Source organism: Microbacterium yannicii, from assembly GCF_024055635.1.
Taxonomy (GTDB): Bacteria; Actinomycetota; Actinomycetes; order Actinomycetales; family Microbacteriaceae; genus Microbacterium; species Microbacterium yannicii.
Map to the genome: position 1 here is coordinate 301,765 of NZ_JAMXMB010000040.1, position 17,529 is coordinate 319,293.

At 68.9% G+C, this 17,529-nt stretch carries 16 protein-coding genes and 1 tRNA gene; 10 read left to right on the forward strand and 7 right to left on the reverse strand.

The window, feature by feature from the left end; genetic code table 11:
* The first annotated feature begins 91 nt into the window (after positions 1–91).
* Entirely contained in the window at positions 92–1,021 is a 930-nt protein-coding gene (locus tag NCG93_RS19150) for a DMT family transporter (protein ID WP_194413308.1), read from the forward strand.
* Positions 1,022–1,095: 74 nt separating this feature from the next.
* On the opposite strand, the gene NCG93_RS19155 is transcribed toward NCG93_RS19150, so the two are convergent.
* Positions 1,096–1,584 (reverse strand): hypothetical protein, encoded by a 489-nt coding sequence (locus NCG93_RS19155; protein WP_194413309.1) that lies wholly within the window; start codon positions 1,582–1,584, stop codon positions 1,096–1,098.
* 131 nt (positions 1,585–1,715) lie between these two features.
* Here NCG93_RS19155 and NCG93_RS19160 point away from each other — a divergent pair, with 131 nt between their 5' ends.
* The 6 genes from NCG93_RS19160 (at position 1,716) to NCG93_RS19185 (ending at position 7,606) form a co-directional block, all read left to right on the forward strand.
* The gene (locus NCG93_RS19160; RefSeq protein ID WP_194413310.1) at positions 1,716–3,002 is read left to right on the forward strand and encodes an aspartate kinase; all 1,287 of its coding nucleotides are present in this window, start codon (positions 1,716–1,718) and stop codon (positions 3,000–3,002) included.
* A 5-nt stretch (positions 3,003–3,007) separates the two neighbouring features.
* Positions 3,008–3,523 carry a GNAT family N-acetyltransferase gene (locus NCG93_RS19165; RefSeq protein ID WP_194413311.1) on the forward strand — a complete coding sequence of 172 codons (516 nt, stop codon included), beginning with the start codon at positions 3,008–3,010 and terminating at the stop codon, positions 3,521–3,523.
* Between the two features lie 166 nt (positions 3,524–3,689).
* Positions 3,690–4,778: an aspartate-semialdehyde dehydrogenase gene (locus tag NCG93_RS19170; RefSeq protein ID WP_194413312.1), complete on the forward strand. Its 1,089-nt coding sequence runs from the start codon at positions 3,690–3,692 to the stop codon at positions 4,776–4,778.
* 166 nt (positions 4,779–4,944) lie between these two features.
* Positions 4,945–6,444: a malate:quinone oxidoreductase gene (locus tag NCG93_RS19175; RefSeq protein ID WP_206687536.1), complete on the forward strand. Its 1,500-nt coding sequence runs from the start codon at positions 4,945–4,947 to the stop codon at positions 6,442–6,444.
* A 6-nt stretch (positions 6,445–6,450) separates the two neighbouring features.
* On the forward strand, positions 6,451–6,888 hold the full coding sequence (locus NCG93_RS19180) for a pyrimidine dimer DNA glycosylase/endonuclease V (RefSeq protein ID WP_194413314.1): 438 nt from the start codon (positions 6,451–6,453) through the stop codon (positions 6,886–6,888).
* 70 nt (positions 6,889–6,958) lie between these two features.
* On the forward strand, positions 6,959–7,606 hold the full coding sequence (locus NCG93_RS19185) for a thymidine kinase (RefSeq protein WP_194413315.1): 648 nt from the start codon (positions 6,959–6,961) through the stop codon (positions 7,604–7,606).
* Between the two features lie 18 nt (positions 7,607–7,624).
* On the opposite strand, the gene NCG93_RS19190 is transcribed toward NCG93_RS19185, so the two are convergent.
* A complete protein-coding gene (locus tag NCG93_RS19190; protein ID WP_194413316.1) occupies positions 7,625–8,455 on the reverse strand; it encodes a DUF1295 domain-containing protein in 831 nt (276 codons plus the stop codon).
* Positions 8,456–8,594: 139 nt separating this feature from the next.
* Between NCG93_RS19190 and NCG93_RS19195 the strand changes: the two genes are divergently transcribed.
* Together NCG93_RS19195 and NCG93_RS19200 are read left to right on the forward strand one after the other, a co-directional pair.
* Positions 8,595–9,371 carry a FadR/GntR family transcriptional regulator gene (locus NCG93_RS19195; protein WP_194413317.1) on the forward strand — a complete coding sequence of 259 codons (777 nt, stop codon included), beginning with the start codon at positions 8,595–8,597 and terminating at the stop codon, positions 9,369–9,371.
* An 11-nt stretch (positions 9,372–9,382) separates the two neighbouring features.
* Positions 9,383–10,780, forward strand: coding sequence for an alpha-hydroxy acid oxidase (locus NCG93_RS19200; protein ID WP_194413318.1), 1,398 nt, complete (start codon positions 9,383–9,385; stop codon positions 10,778–10,780).
* Positions 10,781–10,859: 79 nt separating this feature from the next.
* Here NCG93_RS19200 and NCG93_RS19205 read toward each other — a convergent pair whose 3' ends face one another.
* The 5 genes from NCG93_RS19205 to NCG93_RS19225 all read right to left on the reverse strand — a co-directional run bounded on the left by NCG93_RS19205 (position 10,860) and on the right by NCG93_RS19225 (position 17,203).
* Positions 10,860–11,636 (reverse strand): HAD-IIB family hydrolase, encoded by a 777-nt coding sequence (locus NCG93_RS19205; RefSeq protein WP_194413319.1) that lies wholly within the window; start codon positions 11,634–11,636, stop codon positions 10,860–10,862.
* Positions 11,637–11,690: 54 nt separating this feature from the next.
* A tRNA-Pro gene (locus NCG93_RS19210) sits at positions 11,691–11,764 on the reverse strand.
* A gap of 17 nt (positions 11,765–11,781) precedes the next feature.
* Entirely contained in the window at positions 11,782–13,377 is a 1,596-nt protein-coding gene (locus tag NCG93_RS19215; protein WP_194413320.1) for a hypothetical protein, read from the reverse strand.
* Between the two features lie 95 nt (positions 13,378–13,472).
* Positions 13,473–14,405 (reverse strand): metallophosphoesterase, encoded by a 933-nt coding sequence (locus tag NCG93_RS19220; RefSeq protein WP_194413321.1) that lies wholly within the window; start codon positions 14,403–14,405, stop codon positions 13,473–13,475.
* On the reverse strand, positions 14,405–17,203 hold the full coding sequence (locus NCG93_RS19225; RefSeq protein WP_194413322.1) for a transglycosylase domain-containing protein: 2,799 nt from the start codon (positions 17,201–17,203) through the stop codon (positions 14,405–14,407). Before NCG93_RS19225 ends, NCG93_RS19220 begins: the two co-directional genes overlap by 1 nt.
* 109 nt (positions 17,204–17,312) lie before the next feature.
* On the opposite strand from NCG93_RS19225, the gene sp36 reads away from it, so the two are divergent.
* On the forward strand, positions 17,313–17,528 hold the full coding sequence (sp36, locus tag NCG93_RS19230) for a Sp36 family protein (RefSeq protein WP_194413323.1): 216 nt from the start codon (positions 17,313–17,315) through the stop codon (positions 17,526–17,528).
* The last annotated feature ends 1 nt before the right edge of the window (position 17,529 follow it).

The following is a 17,529-nucleotide window of genomic DNA, read 5'->3' on the forward strand; positions in this document are numbered from 1 at the left end:
GCCTCGCGGCGAGGTGCCGATTCGCGGATGCTGAATCCTGAGGCTGCCTCGATCTGTGCCGCGGCTGTCATCCGTCGACGGAAAGAACCACATGAACTCCTCGCAGCGCTTCGACACGCGTGCGTGGCTGCTGTTCGCTGCGATGGCGGTGCTGTGGGGCATCCCGTACCTGTTCATCAGCATCGCGGTCGAGTCGTACTCTCCCGCCGCGGTGGTGGCAGGCCGGACGCTCCTCGGCGCGCTGATCCTCCTGCCGTTCGCCCTCAAGCAGAAGGCGCTGCGTCCGGCGTTCGCGAAGATCGGATGGGTGCTGCTGTTCGGCGCCATCGAGATGGCCGGGCCCTTCCTGCTGCTCGGTCATGCCGAGCAGACGCTGCCGTCGGGCCTCACCGGCCTCCTCGTCGCGACGGTCCCGCTGTTCGCCGCGATCATCGCGTTCGGCGGCGGCGACCGCTCGGTCCTGAGCCCGGCGCGCAGCATCGGACTCTTCGTCGGCTTCGTCGGCGTCTTCGTGATCGTGGCCGGCCCCGGCCTCGCCATCGAGGGCGGCGGCGGCCTCATCGCCGTCGGCGAGGTGCTCCTGGTCGCATTGCTCTACGCCATCGCACCGTTCGTCATCGCGACGAAGCTGCGCGATGTGCCGTCGCTCGGCTCGATCACCCTGGCTCTGCTCGCGGTGGGGATCTTCTACACGCCGATCGCGTTCCTGACCCAGCACGAGGTCCCGACGGTCGAGGGAACCGTGTCGCTGGTTGCGCTTGCGGTGCTGTGCACGGCGCTGGCGTTCATCACGTTCTTCGCGCTGATCGCGCGCGTCGGCCCGGTGAGGGCGCCGCTGTTCACATACGTCAACCCGGTCGTGGCGATCGTGCTGGGCACGCTGATCCTCGGCGAGCCGTTGACGGTCGGCCTGCTGATCGGTTTCCCCCTGGTCGTGCTGGGGTGCTGGCTCGCGGCGACAGGCGGCCGCCTGCGCGCGGACAAGTCTGGCGCCGACTTTCCGCCCGTGCCGTCTGGCTGAGCGAGCGACTCACGACCTGCTACGCGCGGCGGCGAACCCGGCGTGACCGCCTGGCGGTGGCATCCGTCGCGGCGTCAGCGGAGCACCTCGACGAGCGCGACCCACGACACGACGATGGCCGACACGATGGCCAGCAGTGTTGCTGCCGCGGCGATCGTCAGGCCTACCGGCTGCCCGAGGAGGAGGGTCACCGATGCGGCCGCGTAGGCGATGATCGGCGCGAATCCCAGCACCGTCTTGAGCAGGCGCCCGACATGCTCGGGATCGGGGTCTCTCACGATGACGAGGGTCGCGTGCACCTGGAAGATCGCAGCCACGAACGTGGACACGCCGATCACGACGCCGTACCAGAGCACGCTGACGTCGGGAACGAGACCGACGCCCGTGACGATGATGGCGAGAACCAGCGCCGCGATCGCCGCGGCGAGGCGCGCGGTCAGGGTGTTCGATTTGATGATCTCGGCGATGTTGACGCTCGAGGCGACGATGACGAGGCCGGCCAGGGCAGCCGTCGCGCCGACCATGGCGACGTTGAACTCCGACCACACCTCGATCTGCTCCATGCTCGGATGCTAGTGCCGGGACACATGGCGGGAGGCGCATGAGAGCGTCCGTAAGATGGAGCGTCGGGTGAAGTGCAGAAGCTCTGGTGCGGCATCCGTTCTCGCCCCCTGACATACGCGTGGAGTTCGATGTGGCGCTGATCGTCCAGAAGTACGGCGGATCGTCGGTCGCCGATGCCGAGAGCATCAAGCGCGTCGCCAAGCGCATCGTCGACACGCGCCGTGCCGGCCACGATGTCGTGGTGGCCGTGAGCGCGATGGGCGACACGACCGACGAGCTGCTCGACCTCGCCGGACAGGTGGCGCCGATCCCCGCCCCGCGGGAGCTCGACATGCTGCTCTCGAGCGGTGAGCGCATCTCGATGGCGCTGCTCGCCATGGCGATCCACTCGATGGGCTTCGAAGCGCGCTCGTTCACCGGCAGCCAGGCGGGCATGATCACGACCGCCGACCACGGCTCGGCGCGCATCGTCGACGTCACGCCGATCCGTCTGCGCGAAGCGCTCGATGAGGGCGCGATCGTCATCGTCGCCGGCTTCCAGGGTTTCAATCGCGACACCCGCGACATCACCACGCTCGGTCGCGGCGGCTCCGACACCACCGCGGTGGCCTTGGCCGCCGCGCTGGATGCTGACGTCTGCGAGATCTACAGCGACGTCGACGGCATCTTCACCGCCGACCCGCGCGTGGTGCCGAAGGCCCAGAAGCTGAACGTCGTCTCGGCGGAGGAGATGCTCGAGCTCGCCGCCAACGGCGCGAAGGTGCTGTACATCCGCGCCGTCGAGTATGCGCGCCGTCACCGCGTGCTGATCCACGCCCGCTCCACGTTCAGCTCGAGCGTGGGGACCTATGTGCTCGGCCCCGGAATGAGCGTCCCCGAGGGCGAAGAGGGAGAAGAGATGGAAGAGCCGATCGTCGCAGGGGTCGCCACCGACCTCGGACAGGCCAAGATCACCGTCATCGGCGTGCCGGATGTGCCGGGCAAGGCGGCCGAGATCTTCAAGGTCATCGCGAAGTCCGGTGCCAACGTCGACATGATCGTGCAGAACGTGTCGGCCGCCGCGACCGGCCGCACCGACATCTCGTTCACCCTCCCGAAGACCGACGCCGCGACAGCGCTCAAGGCGCTCGTCGGCGACCAGTCCGACATCGGCTTCGAGAACCTGGTCCACGACGACCAGATCGGGAAGCTGTCGGTCGTCGGTGCCGGCATGCGCACGCACTCGGGCGTCTCCGCCACCCTGTTCGAGGCGCTGAGCGTCGCGGGCATCAACATCGAGATGATCTCCACCTCCGAGATCCGCATCTCCGTGGTGGTGCGCGGCGACGACCTCGCCGAGGCCGCCCGCGTCGTGCACACGGCCTACGGCCTCGACGGCGACATCGAAGCCACCGTCCACGCCGGCACCGGCCGCTGACCCGCGTGGTGTCGGGCCTCGAGCTTCCCGTCGACCTCTCGACGCGGGCCGGCGTCGTCACCCTGCGTGTCGCGGGCACCGACGATCTGGACGCCCTCATGGCGCTCCTGTCGGACGACCCGATCAGCGCCGCGCGCGGCGACACCGGCCTCGAGCAGAATCGGCCGGCGTACGCACGGGCCCTCGAGCGGATCGCCGCCGACCCGGCCAACGCGCAACTCGTCGCGGTCTCGCGGGACCGGATCGTGGGCACGATGCAGCTGACCGTGATCCCGGGGCTCGCGCGTGCCGGCGCGGACCGTCTGCAGGTCGAGACCGTGCGTGTCGCGAGCGACTGCCGCTCCTCAGGGATCGGGGCGGCGATGATGCGCTGGGTCGCAGACGTCGCCGCACCCGCGCTGGGCGCCACCCTCATCCAGCTCACCTCCGACGCCGCGCGTGTCGACGCACACCGCTTCTATGAGCGCCTGGGCTACACGCCCTCGCACGTCGGCTTCAAGCTGCGCGCGCCCTCGGCCTGATCGCACGCACGCGAGCGAGCGGATGCCGCGGCCCGCGGCATCCGTCCACGACAGATGTAACGGCGGGCCGAGGCGCCGGCGCGCGGCGGTAGAATCGCCGAAACCCGCGCGTCCGACGGTGCCCGCGCGTCCGCTTCACGCTCGTACCCACGCTGAGGACTCACCCATGACCCGCATCTCCGATTCAGGACTCTCCGTCGCCGTCGTCGGCGCCACCGGCCAGGTCGGCGGCGCGATGATCGACATTCTCGAGGAGCGCGGGTTCCCGGTGCGCGAGATCCGCGCCTTCGCGACGGCCCGCTCGGCCGGATCCGACGTCATCTTCCAGGGCAAGGCCGTCACCGTGGAGGATGTCGCCACCGCCGAGCTCGACGGCATCGACATCGCCCTCTTCTCGGCCGGCGCCACCGGCAGCCGTGCGCACGCGCCGCGCTTCGCCGAGGCGGGCGCCGTCGTCATCGACAACTCCAGCGCGTGGCGCATGGACCCCGACGTGCCGCTCGTCGTGAGCGAGGTCAACCCGCACGCGATCGCCGAGGCGCGCAAGGGCATCATCGCGAACCCCAACTGCACCACGATGGCCGCGATGCCGATTCTGAAGGTCCTCGACGCCGAGGCCGGTCTCGAGCGACTCATCATCAGCACGTACCAGGCTGTCAGCGGCTCGGGGCTCGCGGGCGTCCAGGAGCTCCTGGGTCAGCTCGAGGGCGTCTTCGCACAGGGCGACGTCGAGCGTCTCGCCCGCGACGGCGCGGCCCTCGACTTCCCGCAGCCCGAGAAGTACATCGCCCCGATCGCGTTCGACGTCATCCCGTTCGCCGGGAACCTCGTCGACGACGGGCTCAACGAGACTGACGAGGAGAAGAAGCTCCGCAACGAGAGCCGCAAGATCCTCGAGCTGCCCGAGCTCCGCGTCGCCGGCACGTGTGTGCGCGTGCCCGTCCTCACCGGCCACTCGCTGTCGGTCAACGTGGAGTTCGCGCGCGACATCACGCCCGACCGGGCGCGCGAGGTGCTCGCCTCGGCGCCGGGTGTGAAGCTCGAGGAGGTTCCCACGCCGCTGCAGGCCGCCGGCACCGACCCGAGCTATGTCGGCCGCATCCGCGCGGACCAGTCCGCGCCCGAGGGCAAGGGCCTCGTGCTGTTCATCTCGAACGACAACCTGCGCAAGGGCGCCGCGCTCAACGCGGTGCAGATCGCGGAGCTCATCGCGGCCCGGTCCCTGAGCCTGTCGAACGACGGCGTCACCGCCTGACCTTCACCTCCACGACTCCAAGGGAGCGGATGCCGCGGCCGCGGCATCCGCTCCCTTGTCGTTTCGGCAAGAACCCCGAGACTTTCCGGGGAGGAGCCGTCGCCCGGTCAGGGGTGCTTTCGGGCGGAACTAGAATCATCTGGTGACCGAAACGCCCTCCGACGCCCTGCCCAGCCCTGACGACAGCGATCTCCCCACGGGGACGGTCGACGTTCTGCTGATCGGCGGCGGCATCATGAGCGCGACGCTGGGCACGCTGCTGCAGCAGCTGCAGCCCGACCTCAAGATCGCTGTGTTCGAACGGCTGAGCGATGTCGCTCAGGAGAGCTCGAACCCCTGGAACAACGCCGGCACCGGCCACGCGGCGCTCTGCGAGCTGAACTACATGCCCGAGGGCAAGGACGGCACGGTCGACCCCGCCAAGGCGATCTCGATCAACGAGCAGTTCCAGCAGAGCCGCCAGCTGTGGTCGTCGCTCGTCGAAGCCGGCGTGCTCGACGCCCCGTCGACGTTCATCAACTCCACCCCGCACATGACCTTCGTGCGCGGCGAGAAGGATGTCGCCTACCTCAAGAAGCGCTACGAGGCGCTGAAGGACGAGCCGCTCTTCGCGGGCATCGAGTACAGCGAGGATTCCCGGGTCATCAACCAGTGGGCACCGCTGCTGATGCAGAAGCGCCGCAAGGGCGAGCCGTTCGCCGCCACCCGGATGCCGGCGGGCACCGACGTCGACTTCGGCGCGCTGACCCACCAGCTCATCGACCGGCTCGCCGAGAACGGCGCCGACGTGCGTCTCAACACCGAGGTGCGCGGCCTGAAGCGCCTGCCCGATGGCACCTGGCGCGTCAAGTACCGTCGCACCGTCGGCCGCACGCCCGGCGAGATCCGCGCGAAGTTCGTCTTCGTCGGCGCCGGCGGCTGGGCGCTCAAGCTGCTGCAGCGGTCGGGCATCCCCGAGATCGCCGGCTATGGCGTCTTCCCGATCGGCGGGCAGTTCCTGAAGACCTCCAACCCGGCGGTCGTGGCCCAGCACAAGGCGAAGGTGTACTCGCAGGCATCGGTGGGCGCCCCGCCGATGTCGGTGCCGCATCTCGACACCCGTGTCGTCGACGGCGAGGCGTCCCTGCTCTTCGGCCCGTTCGCGACCTTCAGCCCGAAGTTCCTCAAGACCGGCTCGTGGTTCGACATCGTGGGCCAGGTGCGCCCCCACAACCTGGGCCCGATGCTCAAGGTCGCGTGGGACAACCCCAGCCTCATCACCTACCTCGTCGGCGAGCTGCTGAAGAACCACGCCAAGAAGGTCGACAGCCTGCGCGTCTTCATGCCGACGGCCAAGGACGAGGACTGGCACATCATCCAGGCCGGCCAGCGGGCCCAGGTGATGAAGAAAGACCCGGAGAAGGGCGGCGTGCTGCAGTTCGGGACCGAGGTCGTCACCGGAGCGGACGGTACGATCGCAGGTCTCCTGGGTGCCTCGCCGGGCGCATCGACCGCCGTGTCGATCATGCTGGGTCTCCTCAAGACGTGCTTCCCCGACCGCATCGACGCGTGGGAGCCGCGTTTGCGCGAGCTGATCCCGACGTACGGCGACACGCTCAACGCGCGTCCCGAGGTCGCGCAGGAGCTGCTCGGCGACACGGCGGAGGCGCTCGCGCTCACCGCGTAGTCCGCCATGAGGCTGTGGTCGCTGCATCCGTCGATCCTCGACCGAGCAGCTCTGGTGGCGTGCTGGCGTGAGGGCCTCCTCGCTCAGGCGGTGCTCGCGGGCAGCACGCGCGGCTACACCCGGCACCCTCAGCTCGAGCGGTTCCGGGCGGTCGACGAGCCGCTCGACGCGATCGGCCACTACCTCAGCGGCCTGCGAACGGAGGCGGCAGCGCGCGGCTACTCGTTCGACGGCTCGCGCGTGCTGCGACCGGATGCCGCGGCCCCCGGCATCCCCGTCACCTCCGGCCAGCTGGGCTTCGAGCTGTCCCACCTGCGCGCCAAGGCGTCCCTCCGCGACCCGGAGTGGCTGCCGCGGGTTCCCGAGGTCGCCAGGCCGGCGCCGAGCTTCGCCGAGCGCCCGGGCGCCATCGAGTCATGGGAGCGCGGAGTGGTCACCTCCTAGATTGGTCCCGCTGGTCGCGCGGGCGGCGACTGCGGCAGGTGGTGCCGCCGCCACCGACTACGCTCGATCCGTGGCCAAGCTCTACTTCCGCTATGGGGCGATGAACTCCGGCAAGTCGACGTCGCTCCTTCAGGCCGCGTACAACTACGAGGAACGCGGGCAGCACGTCCTGCTCGCCAAGCCCATGGTCGACACCAAGGGCGCCGACCAGATCGACAGTCGCCTCGGCGTCAAGCGCACGGTCGACTTCCTCGTCGGTCCGGACGACGATATCCGGGCCCTGTTCGCCGAGCATCGCGCGCGGGTGAGGGCGGATGCCGCGGCCACGCTGGTCCCGGAATCCGAGGAGCACGAGGTCGACGTCGCGTGCTTCCTCATCGACGAGGCGCAGTTCCTGACGCGCGAGCAGGTGGACGACCTGCTGCGCATCGTCGTGTTCGATGGCGTGCCGGTGCTGGCCTACGGCATCCGCACCGACTTCCAGACGCAGGCGTTCCCCGGCTCGGCGCGGTTGCTCGAGCTCGCTCACAGCCTCGAAGAACTCAAGACGATCTGCCGCTGCGGTCGCAAAGCTCTTTTCAACGCTCGTCTCGTCGGCGGCCGGTTCGTGTTCGACGGTGACCAGGTCGCCATCGACGAGCTCAGCGCGGACCGCGTCACCTACGAGTCGCTGTGCGCCGAGGACTACCTGCGTGCGTCGGGCGGGCGCCTGGAATGACGCCAGGGCGGCCGGCGCTCAGGCGGTCTCGGGGGCGCGTCCGCGACGGCGGGGGAGCGGCACCAGCATCGACGTCGCGCGCTGGTAGTCGCGGTAGGCCGGGTACTTCGCGGCCGAGATCGACTCGGTGAAGATCGTCGAGCCGATGAAGAGCACCGTGAGCAGCGCCGGCCCCGCGATCGTCCAGTTGAGCCAGCTCCCGCCGTCGGCGACGAGCGCCACCGCTCCGAGCGCGTAGAACGCCCACCACTGCGCCTGCTCGAAGAAGAAGTTCGGGTGGCGGCTGTAGGCGAACAGGCCCCTCGTCAGGAATCCCGGCTCGAGGGTGCCGCCGGCCGCTCTCTTGGCCTGGTGGAAGGCCCACTGCTGCTGATCGGCCACGGTCTCGCCCACCAGGAATGCCGCGAAGATCACCGAGAACGCGGCATCCCATCCGTTGAACGGCGTCGGGTGCTGCCATGCGATGTAGGCGGGCAGCGTGATGAGCACCAGCAGGGCGCTCTGGAACCCGACGATGAAGAGCAGATTGAACACCTGGAACTGCCACCGCTTCATACGGCCGCGCAGGACCGCCCAGCGGTAGTCCTCCATGCCGGTGTAGCCGCCCTTGCGCGCGAAGTTGAAGGTGAGCCGCACGCCCCACGCCGTCACCAGCACAGCCATCACGACGAGCCTCGTGGCGTCGACGCCGGCGGCGATGGCGGCCCCGGCGAAGATCCACACGTAGATCACCGGCACGACCGACCAGATCCGATCGATCCACGACGTCTCGTTGGTGATGAGGGAGGTGATCCAGCAGAACGCGGCGGCGACGCCCGCGACGATGAGGACGAGGGGGAGGGGTTCCATGGGGTCAGGGTATCGCCCCCCGGGGCGACATCGCGCGTCACCCGGCTTGTCTGTGGTAGGACCACACGTTATCGTGGTCTGACCACACCATGCACTTCATAGAGGAGGGGATGCGGATCCGACATCGACGAGGAGATCCGTGGCAGGGACCCCGACTTCGCCGGCGCTCGCGCCGGCCCGCGCCTGGCGCGTCGTGCTCGAGAAGATCGAGACCGACCTGCTCGACGGCACGCTGCGCCCCGGCGACCGGCTCGCGCCCGAACGCGAACTCGCAACGACCCTCGGGGTTGGCCGTTCCAGCGTGCGCGAAGCCCTGCGGGTGCTCGAGGTGATGGGTCTCATCCGCACCGGCACGGGCTCGGGACCGACCTCGGGTGCCATCATCATCGCCACGCCGGAAGGCGGCATGTCCGCCCTCCTGCGACTGCAGGTCGCCGCGCAGGGGTTTCCCTTCGACGACGTGGTCGCCACCCGCCTCGTGCTCGAATCCGCCGTCGTCGATGCTGTCGCGACCGATCCTGCCCTGTCGACGGCGCGCGCTCGCGAGGTGCTGGAGGCGATGGACGCCGCCGATCTCACGGCACCGGAGTTCCTCGCGCTCGATGCGCAGCTGCACCTGGCCCTCGCCGAGGCATCGGGCAACGTCGTGATCGCCGCCATGATGGCGGGACTCCGCACCGCGATCGAGTCGTACGTTCAGGCGGGCGCCGCCGGCATCGCCGAATGGGATGCCGCCGCCGACCGCCTGCGCCGCGAGCACCACGCGATCCTCGACGCCGTCGACGCGGGCGATGCCGCTCGCGCCCGCACCCTCGTCCATGACCACATCGTCGGCTACTACTCGTCGGCGGGCCTCGCCCGCTCTGCGCCCGCCGACTCCGTCCCCGGATCCGCCGCGACGGATCCGACCTCCTGAAAGGCACTCCCATGGTCCAGCGCCAGCTCCCCAAGCCTGCAGAGCTGCTCGAGCTCATGCAGTTCAAGAAGCCCGAACTCGACGGCCGCAAGCGCCGGCTCGAGGCGGCGCTCACGATCCACGACCTGCGCACGATCGCCAAGCGCCGCACGCCCAAGGCGGCCTTCGACTACACCGACGGCGCCGCCGAGGGCGAGTTCTCGCTCGCCCGCGCGCGCCAGGCATTCGAAGACGTGGAGTTCCACCCCGACATCCTGCGTCCGGCTGAGCACGTGGACATGTCGACCGAGATCCTCGGCGGTCCGTCGGCTCTGCCCTTCGGCATCGCGCCGACCGGCTTCACGCGCCTGATGCAGACCGAGGGCGAGACCGCCGGTGCGGGCGCGGCCGGTGCCGCCGGCATCCCGTTCACGCTGTCGACGCTCGGAACGACGTCGATCGAGGACGTGAAGAAGGCGAACCCGCACGGACGCAACTGGTTCCAGCTGTACGTCATGCGCGATCGCGAGATCTCGTACGCGCTGGCCCGTCGCGCCGCGGCCGCCGGGTTCGACACGCTCCAGTTCACCGTCGACACCCCCGTCGCCGGCGCCCGCCTGCGCGACAAGCGCAACGGCTTCTCGATCCCGCCGCAGCTGACGCTGGGCACGATCATCAACGCCATCCCGCGGCCCTGGTGGTGGTACGACTTCCTCACCACGCCGAAGCTCGAGTTCGCCTCGCTGTCGACCACGGGCGGCACCGTCGGCGAGCTGCTCGACGCCGCGATGGACCCGACGATCAGCTACGACGATCTCGCGATCATCCGCGACATCTGGCCGGGCAAGATCGTCGTCAAGGGCGTGCAGAACGTCGCCGATTCGAAGCGTCTCATCGACGCCGGCGTCGACGGCATCATCCTGTCGAACCACGGCGGACGCCAGCTCGACCGCGCGCCGATCCCGTTCCGGCTGCTGCCCGAGGTGGTGCGCGAGGTCGGCAAGGACGCCACCGTCATGGTCGATACCGGCATCATGAACGGTGCCGACATCGTGGCGTCGATCGCGCTGGGCGCGAAGTTCACCCTGATCGGCCGCGCATACCTCTACGGCCTCATGGCGGGTGGGCGGCAAGGCGTCGACCGCACGATCGCCATCCTCCGCAGCGAGATCGAGCGCACCATGAAGCTGCTGGGCGTCTCCACCCTCGCCGAGCTCGAGCCGCGCCACGTGACCCAGCTCACGCGGCTGCTGCCCCTCGCGGGCGCACCGGCCGAGGCCGTCGGCGGTGGCGCGCCGCGCGTGCGCGTGGCGTCCGGTGCCGCGGCGCGGGCTCCGAGGGCGACGGCGAACGGCAAGGCGGATGCCGCCGCATCCCGCCCTGCGAAGACCACCGCGTCGAAGAGCGCCGCCTCCCGCCCTCAAGCGTGAGCGCAGAGCGCCGGATGCGCGAAAGGGTAGATTTCCGTCTTGTTCAGAGCGGATATCTACCCTTTCGCGATCCCGGGCGTCAGACGCGGACGGCGAGCGTGGGGATCAGCTGCTCGAGGTGGGCGGCGGTGTCTTCCCAGCCCTCGACCGCGTGGCAGCGCACGCCCATCGCGAGGACGGGATAGTCGTTGCCTTCGGGGTCGAGCCGGTCGCCGACGAACAGCATGTCGTCGAGTGCGATGCCGGTCTGCTCGGCGAGCTGACGCATGCCGTAGGCCTTGTCGATGCCCTGCTCGGTGATGTCGATGGAGGTGGAGCCGCCGGAGCGCACCTCGAGATCAGGGATCAGCGCCGCGACAGCCGCGCGCAAGGCGTTCTTCTTCTCGCCGGTCGGGTCCCAGGCCATCTTCGTCGCGACCGGCGCCTGCTGACCCAGCGCGGAGAACGTGATCTGCGAACCGCGGTCCTCCAGGATGTCGCCCCAGGTCTCGGACTCCCAGAGCCCGAGACGCCGGGCCTCGGCCTCCACGGCGGCGAGTGCACGCGACTTCTCGTCCTCGGTCAGCGAACGCTTGTAGACGGTGTCCACACCGTCTTCTGTCAAGCGGTAGTACTGGGTGCCGCAGGTCGGCAGCAGGTGTATCCGCGAACGGACAGCGGCCGAGGCATCCGGCAGACGGTCCACGACCTGCGACGTGAACTGGGCCAGCTGTCCGCCGGAGATGATCGCGACCTCCACCCGCTCCGCCAGCGCGATGAGCAGCTCACCGATGCGCGGGTCGATCCGGCTCTTCGAGGGAGCGAGGGTGTCGTCGAGGTCGAACGCGACGAGAAGGGGCGGGTTGCTGTCAGCCATGGAGTCCGTCCTTTCATACGAGAGGCTCCGCCTTCCGGCGGAGCCTCTCTGCTGTCGGGGTGACAGGATTTGAACCTGCGGCCTCTTCGTCCCGAACGAAGCGCGCTACCAAGCTGCGCCACACCCCGTTGACAACCCCATGAGTCTACCTGATCGTGGGCCGTGCTCCGAACCGGGGACGCCGTGACGCGACGATCGCGATGCCGATACTGAGCAGGCCGATGGCGAGCGCTGCAGGGGCGCGGACGTCGCCGGCGTTCATTCCGGTCGCCGCCAGAGCGCGCTCCGGCGTGGCGGCGGGCGCGTCTTCGACGGGGGGAGCAGGGCTCTCCGTCGACGGTGCGGGCAGAGGAGTCGGCGTCGCAGGAGGAGGTGCGACGACGGCGACCTGCGACGGTTCGCCGAAGCGCTCCGTCCAGGCGAAGTCCGGCCCGGTGTGGGCGGCTACCGGACCGACCTGGTCTGCCGCAGTCACGCTCCAGACGGCCGTGTAGAAGCCGGGAGCAGTCATCTCCCACGGCGATGCGACGGTGTACGCCATGGTCGGACCGGCCAGAGCGTCGGTGGTCACCCGGAGGCTGCCCACGACGGATGCCTCGGTCGGCACCTCCGCGCCGGGCACAGGCTCCGCATCGGTGCGGTAGACCACGGCGACCGCGGTCACGGGCAGGTACGACCCGTCTTCGGCACGCGGCCAGGAACCGTCTTCAGCGGAGAATGTCACTTCGTCGATGTACGGACCACCGGCCGTCACTCGCACCGGAACCCGGGTCGAGATGCGGGGGGAGAACGGCGGAACGCGGGGGGCAGCGTCTGCGCCGACGATCTCGAACTCGAGGGGGGCGGCGGGACCGGCCGTCTGCTGGCCGCCGGGTGTGGTGTAGTGGCGCACCGCAGCCGGGAGGCCGGTGCGGAACCGGCCTGTGCCGCTGACCGTGTACGCCCGTCCTTCCGCGGGTGGGACGGCGCGGATCGCGTACTCGGTTCCCGCCGAGGCGTTGTCGAGTGTCGGCGAACCCGAGCCGGCGAAGACGGCGTTCACGAGAGTCACTGTTCCGGCCGCGGCGCCGGTCGCCTCGACGCGCACGGTGCCGCTGCGGTGGTCCGCGGCATCCGTCGAGAACACGAGGCGACCGGTCGGGGAGCTGGTGTTCGACGCGGCACGCGTGGCTTCGTCGTAGTAGGCGACGGCGCGCTCCTGCACGGCGCGGTCGTGCTGCGGTGCGAGCGCGGAGAGCGTCCAATGGATGGCCCCGGCGAGGGAGTCGCCCGGGTATCCGAAGGCGTGCAGGGTCTCGTCGCGATTCGCGATCGCCTTGACCGCCCAGGCCACGGCCGCCGCCTGAACCGGATCCTCAGTCTGCCCGTAGGTCGAGATCAGCAGGTTGATCCCCGCCAGCTGCTGCGGAGACAGTCCGGCGGCCGAACCGCTGATACCGTGATCGGTGCTCGGTCCGGTAGGGGCCGGGGCACCCGGTGTGATGCAGTACGTGTGGACGCCGCCGATGAGCATGGAACCGTGCCAGCCGTATGCCGAGATGGGTGCCCACGTGCCGAATCCGACGCCGCGCTCCGCCGCACCGGCATGAGGAGGCGCCATGACATCGATGATGAGCAGCACGATCAGCAACGGCAGGAGCAGCAGGTACGCGGAAGCTGGGAGCCGCGCGAACAGCAAGCGCAGGATCGGGGACGCGGGCTCCGACGAGAGCTCGAGCGGCTTTCGGTGATTCTTCGACACACGTCGAGACTGCGGGCTCGGCGACCCGTTCCAGCCCGGGTCGTACGCATCTGTGGATGACCCGCGGTCCTGCGCTTCTGGGGAGGAGCTGGCCCCTACGCCCGCGGAACGAGCGTCAAGAGCGATGCCTCAGGCCGGCACGCGAAGCGCACGGGCGCGTAGATCGAGTGACCGAGACCGGCGCTCACGTTCAGTGGCACAGTGCGCGCGTCGTGTGTCCAGGTGCTGAGGCCGCGCGCCTGCTTGAGCGGGATGTCGCAGTTGGCCACGAGTGCGCCGAACCCGGGCACCCGCACCTGACCCCCGTGGGTGTGGCCGGCGAAGACCGCGTCGGCGCCGAGATCGACGAAATCGTCGAGCACCCGCCGGTAGGGGGCATGGGTCACGCCGATGGTGAGGTCTGCCGGCTCATCGCGGCGCAACTCCGACAGCAGCCCCGGGAGCACCTCGAGCTCGTCCCACTCGCGATGGGCATCGCTGACGCCGAATGCGGCGATGCGCCGGCCGGCGGCATCCATCATTCCGACGCGGTTGTTCAGGTCGAGCCAGCCCAGCTCGTCCATGAGGTAGTCGTCGAGCGCCTGCGTGTCGAGGGGCTCGGACGTGTGCTTCACCTTGGACGGCCCGGTGAAGTACTTCAACGGGTTCCGCGGCGACGGAGCGGTGTGGTCGTTCGAACCATGCACGAAGACGCCAGGGATGCCGCGCAGCGGGTCGAATGCCGCGCGCAGGCCGCGGAGGCCTTCGGGGTGACCCATGTTGTCGCCGGTGTTCACCACGAGGTCGGGCTTGAGTTCGGCGAGGGCGGCGATCCACTGCTGCTTGCGGTGCTGCCACGGCGCCATGTGAGCGTCGGACAGGTGGAGGACCCGGATCGGCGCGGCGCCGGCCGGAAGCACCGCGACGTCGTGGAAGCGGACCGTGAAGAGGTAGCGCTCGATCCCGATGCCCCATATGGCGGCGCCGGCACCGATCGCCCCCACCGTGCCGAGCACGGTGAGGGCGGTGCGGGTTGCTGTCGGCGGCACTAGCCGTTGCCGCCGCCGTTGCCGGGGCCCCGGCCGCCACCGCCGCAGTCCGCGGCGCTGTAGTCGATGACGATCGACGTGTTGCGGTTCACGAGCGAGTTCGCAGCGGGGTTCGTCGCGGTCGCCTTCGTCTGGGCGCCCAGGGCGGCATCGGCGGTGCACGTGCCGTCGCCCACATTGCCGAAGCCGGCCGCGCGGAGCGCCTTCTTGGCGTCATCCAGCGAGCGCCCGGTCACATCGGGGACTGTGAGGCCCTGGCCGTTGCTCGGGCTGATCGTGACGGTGCTTCCTCCCGCGACGTTCCCGGGACCGGGGTTCTGCGCACCCACAACACCCTCGGGCTGATCCGAATCCACGGGCGCTCCTACCGCGACCTCGAAGCCCGCGTCGGTCAGAGTCTGCGTCGCCTGCTCGATCGTCTGCCCGACGACGTTCGGGAGCGGCGCGAGCTGGACCTTGATCAGTTCGTTGTCGGGATCGGCGAACGCTCCGCCCGGGTGCGTCTGGTCGACGGTGCGCTGAATGGCCTTCGAAATTGCGAAACGGATGTTGTTGAGACCCGCCTTGAAGACATCGCCGTTGCCGTCGGCATTGCCGGCCCACGTCGCCGTCGTGACGCTCGTGCTCGACTGCACGAGCCATGTCTGCTTCGCTTCGTGCGTACCGGTCTTGCCGATCGTGACGGTGCCGTCGCCCGGGTTGCCCTGGCTCCCGCTGCCACCGCCCTGCATGACACCCTTGAGGGCGTAGGCGGCGGTCGCGGCGACGTTCGGTGCGATGACCTGTGTGCACGTGCGCTGTGGCTTGGCGATCTCGTTCCCCTCGGCATCGGTGACCCGGTCGATCGCTTGCGGCTGGCAGTAGACTCCGTTGTTCGCCACGGTGGCGTATGCCGCAGCCATCGCCATCGGTGACATCGCGTTAGAGCCGATGATCGAGCCGAGGCCGTTCATCTTCACCTCTGAACCATCCGCGAGGGTGGCGCCCATGCGAGTTGCGACGTTCCTGATGTCGCAGAGGTCGAGCTTCTCGGCCATGGCGAAGAAGCCGGTGTTGAGTGAGTCCTTCGTGAATCGCATGGGATTGCCCATGTATCCCTTGTTGTTCCCGAAGTTCTTGATGAGTACGTTGCCCTGGTTGACCCAGTCGCCGTCGCACGACTTGAGCCGCTTGAACACATGGAGTGTTCCGTTCAGCGGCTCGTTGACGGAGTGACCCTTCTCAAGCCAGTCGATGAGCGTGAAGAGCTTGAACGTCGATCCGGCCTCGAACCCCCCGGACGTTCCGAACTTCCTGTCACCCGCGAAGACCAGGGAGGAGTAGGTCCGGTCGTCCTTCACCGCCGCGTCTTCGCTGAACTGGGTGTTCTGCGTGATCGACAGGATCCGTCCGGTGCTTGCTTCGAGGCTCACCGTGGCAGCTCCGAACCGACCGCCGTTCGGGTTCTCCTTCGTCGGCGGCAGTGTCGGGTTCGCGGGTGCGTTCTTCGACATGGCCTCTCTCGCGCTGTCCTGGATGCGCGGATCGAGGGTGGTGTACACGTTGAGACCACCGCGCTGCAGCAGCGCCCGACGGTCTTCGTCCGTCTCACCGAACGCGGGATCGTGCAGAATGACGTCCTTCACGTACTGACAGAAGTACTCCGCCCCGACGGCGTTGACGCACCCTGTCTTGGGAGGCGTCACAGCGGGAGTGATCGGCCACACCGCGGCCTCGACGTACTGCTCGCGGGTGATCTTCCCATCGTCGAGCAGACGGCTCAGCACGTAGAGCTGGCGCACCTTCGTGGACGTATAGCCGTCGGCGGCAGCGAGCTTCTGCTCTTCGGTGATGTCGCCGGATTTCACCAGGGCGTCGAGAACGCCGAGCTTGGCACCCTCATCGATCACACCGTCGGGCGCCTTGTTGAACCGGGTCCCGTCTGCCGTGACGATGGAGCCCTCGGGCTTGTCGATCCGATAGCTGTTGGGGTTCTGCACCATGCCGGCGAGCGTCGCGGCCTGGGCGACCGTCAGATTCGCCGCCGTGGTGCTGAAGTACTGGCGGGCAGCCGACTCGATGCCGTACGTGATCCCGCCGAAGTTCGCGATGTTGAGGTACCCGAGCAGGATGTCGTTCTTCGAGTACTTCTGCTCCAGCGAGATCGCGTAGCGCATCTCCTGCAGCTTGCGGGTGTACCCCTCCGACCCCTCGGCCGTCGTGGCGTCCGTCCAGCAGTTGAGCAGCGCCTGATCGCGGCTGACCTTGACCTTCGGTGTGCCGTCCTCATTGAGAACGGGCTCGCCGGCGTCGTCGGTCTCGTACTCCGTCGTGGCGTTCTGCTCGCACTTCTGGATGAGCACGTTCTTCACGTACTGCTGGCTGATCGAGGATCCACCCTGCGTCTCGCTGGCGCCACCAGCGTTCGAGAGGAGCGCTCGGGTGGTGCCGATGAGGTCGATTCCGCCGTGCTGGTAGTAGCGCGGGTCCTCGCTGGAGAGGAGCGCGTCGTACATCACCGGGTTGATCTGATCGAAGTTGACTGGTGTGCGGTCCTGCTCGAGGAACTTCGTCAGCAACACGGGCTGGCCGGTGGCCGGATCGGTGGCGTAGAAGTTGCTCGGCACCATGAGCTTGTCGATCTCGAGCGAGCTCGGCAGGTTGTCGAACATCGTGATCGCACGCTCGGCCGCAGTGCTCGTGATGGCGACCGCGGGGGTGACGGTCGCTGCGATGAGGACACCGGCTGCGGCGCTGAGGCCGACGAGCCCGGCGAGGCCGCCGAGCACACCTGTGGCCGTGCGTTTGGTATCAGGCATAGGCTTGATCGTAGGGGAGATACCTGGGCGATTCCCTCAGAGACGTGCGCCCGCCGAGGTGTTTCCCAGCCTTCACCCTCCGCCCTTTCCGCTTATCCGAGGAGTCGCGATGACGACGTGGGAGTACCTCACCACGCCCCTGCTGATCCACAACACCGCCGCGATCCTCAACAACTGGGGCAAGCAGGGCTGGGAGCTCGTCCAGGTCGTGCCTGGTCCCGAAGGCGGCCTTGTCGCCTACTTCAAGCGTCCCGTCGGCGGAGGCCAGCTGAACGCGGGACTGGATGCCGCGGCCCAGGCCGCCCAGCAGTTCGAGGGGGCGTGAC